The organism is Candidatus Synechococcus spongiarum SH4, assembly GCF_000586015.1.
Classification (GTDB): domain Bacteria; phylum Cyanobacteriota; class Cyanobacteriia; order PCC-6307; family Cyanobiaceae; genus Synechococcus_B; species Synechococcus_B spongiarum_F.
The window spans coordinates 1-4,245 of sequence record NZ_JENA01000148.1 but is presented as its reverse complement, the minus strand read 5'-3'; the positions used below and the strand labels follow the sequence as shown (position 1 = coordinate 4,245).

Annotated in this window: 3 protein-coding genes, 2 tRNA genes and 2 pseudogenes; 1 reads left to right on the top strand and 6 read right to left on the bottom strand. The window is 64.6% G+C overall.

Annotation, left to right across the window (positions count from 1 at the left end):
- Window positions 1–338 precede the first annotated feature (338 nt).
- Window positions 339–1,523, top strand: a pseudogene (locus BG35_RS13695) (cation:proton antiporter domain-containing protein); the annotation flags it as partial.
- Window positions 1,524–1,551: 28 nt separating this feature from the next.
- On the opposite strand, the pseudogene gltX reads toward BG35_RS13695, so the two are convergent.
- The 6 genes and pseudogenes from gltX to rplS form a co-directional block, all read right to left on the bottom strand.
- Window positions 1,552–2,976, bottom strand: a pseudogene (gltX, locus tag BG35_RS10810) (glutamate--tRNA ligase).
- 36 nt (window positions 2,977–3,012) lie between these two features.
- A tRNA-Asp gene (locus BG35_RS0107060) sits at window positions 3,013–3,086 on the bottom strand.
- Between the two features lie 53 nt (window positions 3,087–3,139).
- Complete coding sequence (locus BG35_RS0107055; protein ID WP_025782280.1) at window positions 3,140–3,646, bottom strand: NADPH-dependent FMN reductase; 507 nt, start codon at window positions 3,644–3,646, stop codon at window positions 3,140–3,142.
- 4 nt (window positions 3,647–3,650) lie between these two features.
- Window positions 3,651–3,833, bottom strand: a complete 183-nt coding sequence (locus BG35_RS0107050; RefSeq protein ID WP_025782279.1) for a hypothetical protein — start codon at window positions 3,831–3,833, stop codon at window positions 3,651–3,653.
- A 51-nt stretch (window positions 3,834–3,884) separates the two neighbouring features.
- Window positions 3,885–3,957, bottom strand: a tRNA-Trp gene (locus BG35_RS0107045).
- A 45-nt stretch (window positions 3,958–4,002) separates the two neighbouring features.
- Window positions 4,003–4,245 (bottom strand): 50S ribosomal protein L19 (gene rplS, locus BG35_RS0107040; RefSeq protein WP_025782278.1); only part of this gene is annotated, 243 nt, incomplete at its 5' end.

Here is a 4,245-nt window from a genome sequence, read left to right as displayed (position 1 = left end):
GGGCCACGGGGCCATAGTCGTGAACAGTAAACGCCACGCTGCCCCCGGGGGCTCCGGGTTCTCCCCCCTGGGCGTCGTTCACCAACACGGCCAGCAGCTTCAGCAGCAGCACCGTGGTGAACGCCAACCCGATCCATGGCGGCAACAAGGCCCGCCAGCCCGTGGTTGAACGTCAGCATGCTGGATTGGGAGACTGCTTCACGCCTCACCCATCCCGCCCCCTTGTCCGGCGTGGGGCTGCCCCGTTCCTTGGAAGACCCTGGTGGGGAGGAACGGCTGGGCTACTGGCGCAAGCGCGATTCAACCCACAATGAACGAGGAAGCCAACGCACTTCGTGATGGCCACATTCATTGTTGCCCCATTGGGCGCCTCCGCACAGTTGGCTTTGCTCTGGGCGGCAGCGATTTCTGTCGGGGCGTTGTCCCGGCTTGTGTCACGCCTCCTGGCCATCCCGGCCGTTGTGTTGCTCCTGGTTGGTGGATTGCTTGCGGGCCGCCAGGGACTGGGCCTGATCGAACCCCTCGATCTGGGCCCCGGGCTGGAAACAGCCGTGGAACTCCTGGTGGGCCTGGTGCTGTTTGAGGGGGGGCTGAGTTTGCAGGTGCCGGACTCCCTTCTGGGCCGCCGCCTGCGGAAGCTGGTGCTTTTCGGTCTGCCGGTGACCCTGGTGGGGGGACTGGTAATGGCCCACTACTGGGCCCAGTTGAGTTGGGAGTTGGCCGCTCTGTTCTCGGCTGTTGTTTCCGCCACAGGCCCCACGGTGATCGCACCCTTGGTGCGCCAGATGGGGTTGCAGCGCCCCATGGCAAAACTCCTGGAAGGGGAGGGGTTGCTGGTGGAGCCCATTGCCGCTGTGGGGGCCTTGGTGGTTCTCCAGTGGATTCTGGAGCCGTTCGCCCCCAACTACGGGCTTCTGGTGGTGGATCTCCTCAGCCGACTGGGCTTGGGTTCCCTCCTGGGGGGCCTGGGCGGTGGACTGTTGTCCCTGATTCTCTGGAGCCTGCCTGACGAGCCAACGGATTCGGTGCGCTTGCAGCTTTGCCTTGGCGCCTTGATGATGCTGTCGGTGGGCTGCGAGCAACTGATTGGCCCGGCTGCAGGACTCCCTGCCGCCGCTGTGGCCGGCTTTGTGGTGGGCTCCCTTCTGGAATCCCGGTTGGGGGGTCTGGAAACCGAGCTCAACCAATTGGCCCAGCTTGCCGTCACCCTCCTGTTCCCCCTTCTGGCTGCGGACGTGACCTTGTCCGATTTCGTCCCCCTGGGCTGGAGAGGCGTTGTCTGTGTGCTGGGTCTGATGCTGGTGGTGCGTCCCTTGGCGGTGATCCTGGGCAGCATTGGTTCCGGTCTCTCCTGGCCCCAGAAGATATTCCTGGGCTGGATGGCGCCCCGGGGGATTGTCAGCGCCTCCACCGCCAGCCTGTTTGCCTTGCGTTTGGAGGATGCGGGAATTTTGGGGGCAAGCCGGGTGCAGGGATTGGTGTTTCTCACCATCCTGATGACCGTCATCCTCAACGGCTTGATTGCGCCGTTGCTGGCGCACTGGCTTCAACTCACTGAAGGGCTGCCCGCAGCCGGCGATCATCCTCCCCTACCCCGTGGAGAAGCTCCCAGGAGAGCAACAGATCCGGGCCATGCAGGCGCCCCAGAAGGGCCGCTCGAACCCCCTTCATCACCACCCCTTTCCTGACCCCCGCCGCCCGGGCTGCTTCCGTGAGCAGCGCCTTCGCTGCCGATGCTTCGAAAACCTGGGGCCGCTGGCGGAGGACATGGCGCAGGGCTGCCTGGCAACCCTCACCCTGCAACTGGGCCCGACTGGCATCGTCCGGTTCCGGCGTACCGAGGAACGGGCGCGCCTGCTCCACCCCGTCCTGGAGCACCACCAGCGACGGCCCCAGCAGCGCTGCAAGCTTTTCCTGCCAGGCCGGGGGTGGTCGGTGTTGAGCCCGGCCGCTTGCCAGCGGGGCAACAGGGCATCCCGCAACCTGGCCCCATCCATGGCATGGAGCACCTGGCTATTCAGCCAGTTGAGCTTGTCCCAGTCAAAGCGGCCACCGGCCTTGTTGACCCTGTCAAACCCAAACACGGCGGCGGCGTCCGCCAGGCCAAAGCGCTCGCCCAACTCCACCGGTGGCGACCAGCCCAGGAGGCACATGTAGTTGGCGATGGCGGCAGCGGTGTAGCCGAGGGCCTGAAAATCGTCAATGGAGGTGACCCCGTCCCGCTTCGAGAGCTTGCGACCCTCCTTGTTCAGGATGAGCGGGGTGTGGGCGAAGGAGGGCCTGGGGGGCGCCGAGGGCGTTGTAGAGCAGCAACTGTTTGGCTGTGTTGGCGATGTGGTCTTCCCCCCGGATCACGTGGGTGATGCCCATGGCGATGTCGTCCACCACCACGGCCAGGTTGTAGAGGGGATCGCCAATCTCGTGGGCAGGGGCGCGGCGGGCAATGACCATGTCGCCCCCCAGATCGGCCCCGCGCCAGCGCATGGGACCACGCACCATGTCCTGCCAGAGAATCTCTTCCGTGTCGTCAATGCGGAAACGCACCACAGCGGGGCGCCCCTCCTTCTGGAAGGCGGCAATCTGTTGGGGTGACAGGTGGCGGTGGCGGTTGTCGTAGCGGGGCGCCTGCCGGGCCGCTTGCTGGGCCTCCCGCAGGGCGTTCAGCTCTGCTTCGGTGGCATAGCAGCGATAGGCATGGCCACTGGCCAGGAGGGCGGCGATGGCCTCCCGATGGTCCCTGTTACACCGACTCTGGAAGACCATCTCCTCGTCCCAGTCCAGCCCCAGCCAACGGAGGCCGGTCAGGATGCTGTCCGTGAAGGCTTGCCGGGAGCGCTCCCGGTCCGTGTCTTCAATGCGAAGCAGAAACCGACCGCCGTGGCGGCGGGCAAACAGCCAGTTGAATACCGCTGTTCGGGCGGTACCCATGTGCAGATTTCCCGTGGGGCTGGGCGCAATGCGAACGCGAACAGACACCTGGCGATTGGGGGATGGCTTGAACCATTTAACCAACGGGACCGACGGGATTCGAACCCGCAACTTCCGCCGTGACAGGGCGGTGCTCTAACCGGTTGAACTACGGTCCCACAAGATTCCTGCCATTTTACCAGTTCAGACCGGCAGACGTCAACGCCCCGGCTCAACCCATCAGGCGTTGCATCTGGGCAACCATGGCGGCGACGGTGTCCGGGTTGGCCGGTTTCCCACCGTGGCTCAGCAGTTCACGGCCCAGCACGATGCAGCCCAGGTGGCTGAACTGGATACGCATGGCGGAGAGAACCTTCTGACCGCCGCCGCCGGAGTGGGTGGCCAGGGCAACGGGCTTGCCGTTGAACAGGGCGCGGAAGTCCTCCGCGGCCCGGGACAACCAGGCAATGGCGTTGGTGAGGCTGGGGGGAATGCCCCCGTTGTACTCCGGCGCACAGATCCACAACCCACCGCTCTCCGCCATGGCCTGGTGAAGCTGCCGGAACCCCGCCCCCGGACCCCGGGTTTCTCCACGGGAGGTGTAGAGATTCAACTCCAGGGTGGTGAGGTCGATGATGGTTGCGGGCAACCCTGCTGTCCGGCTGGCTGCCAGGACAAGCTCAGCCAACTGGAAATTACGGTTGTGGCTTGCCGTCAGGAGGAGGAGGGGGGATGACATGAACTCAGGGACGGAAGCCGGCAGGCTCGATCAAGCGCACCTGGTTTCCCCTTGCCGTGAACTCGCGTCCCTGATCGCTTTGCACCACTACACGGCCCCCGGACTTCACACGAATCACGCGGGCCCGCACCCAGCCCATGGCTGCGGATTCAAGCACTTTGACCAGATCACCAGGCTGAAGATCCATGGGAAATCCTACGTAAGAAGAGCTTCAAAACGGGAGAAGACAGGCATCAGACGCGCCGTGGAGGGCTCGAACCCCCGACATCAGGTTTTGGAGACCTGCGTTCTACCAACTGAACTAACGGCGCAGCAACTGATGCCCCTCAACGGGCAGCGGCATCCTAGCGTTGCCGTCAGACGTCTCGGTCAAACCGCTGCTTCACGCGGGTTGCCTTGCCCACACGCTGACGCAGGTAAAACAGCTTCGCACGGCGCACCTTACCCCGGCGCCCCACTTTCACGGATGCGGTCTGGGGCGAGTGAAGCATGAAGACCCGCTCCACCCCAATGCCTTGAAAGATGCGGCGCACCGTGATGGTCTCGTGAAGACCGCTGTGGCGTTTGGCAATCACCACACCCTCGTAGGGCTGCACCCG

What these genes read in the sequence shown, in the direction of transcription:
- BG35_RS0107055 (WP_025782280.1), bottom strand. Translation starts at nt 3,646, where the DNA reads ATGTCATCCCCCCTCCTCCTCCTGACGGCAAGCCACAACCGTAATTTC.
- BG35_RS0107050 (WP_025782279.1), bottom strand. Translation starts at nt 3,833, where the DNA reads ATGGATCTTCAGCCTGGTGATCTGGTCAAAGTGCTTGAATCCGCAGCC.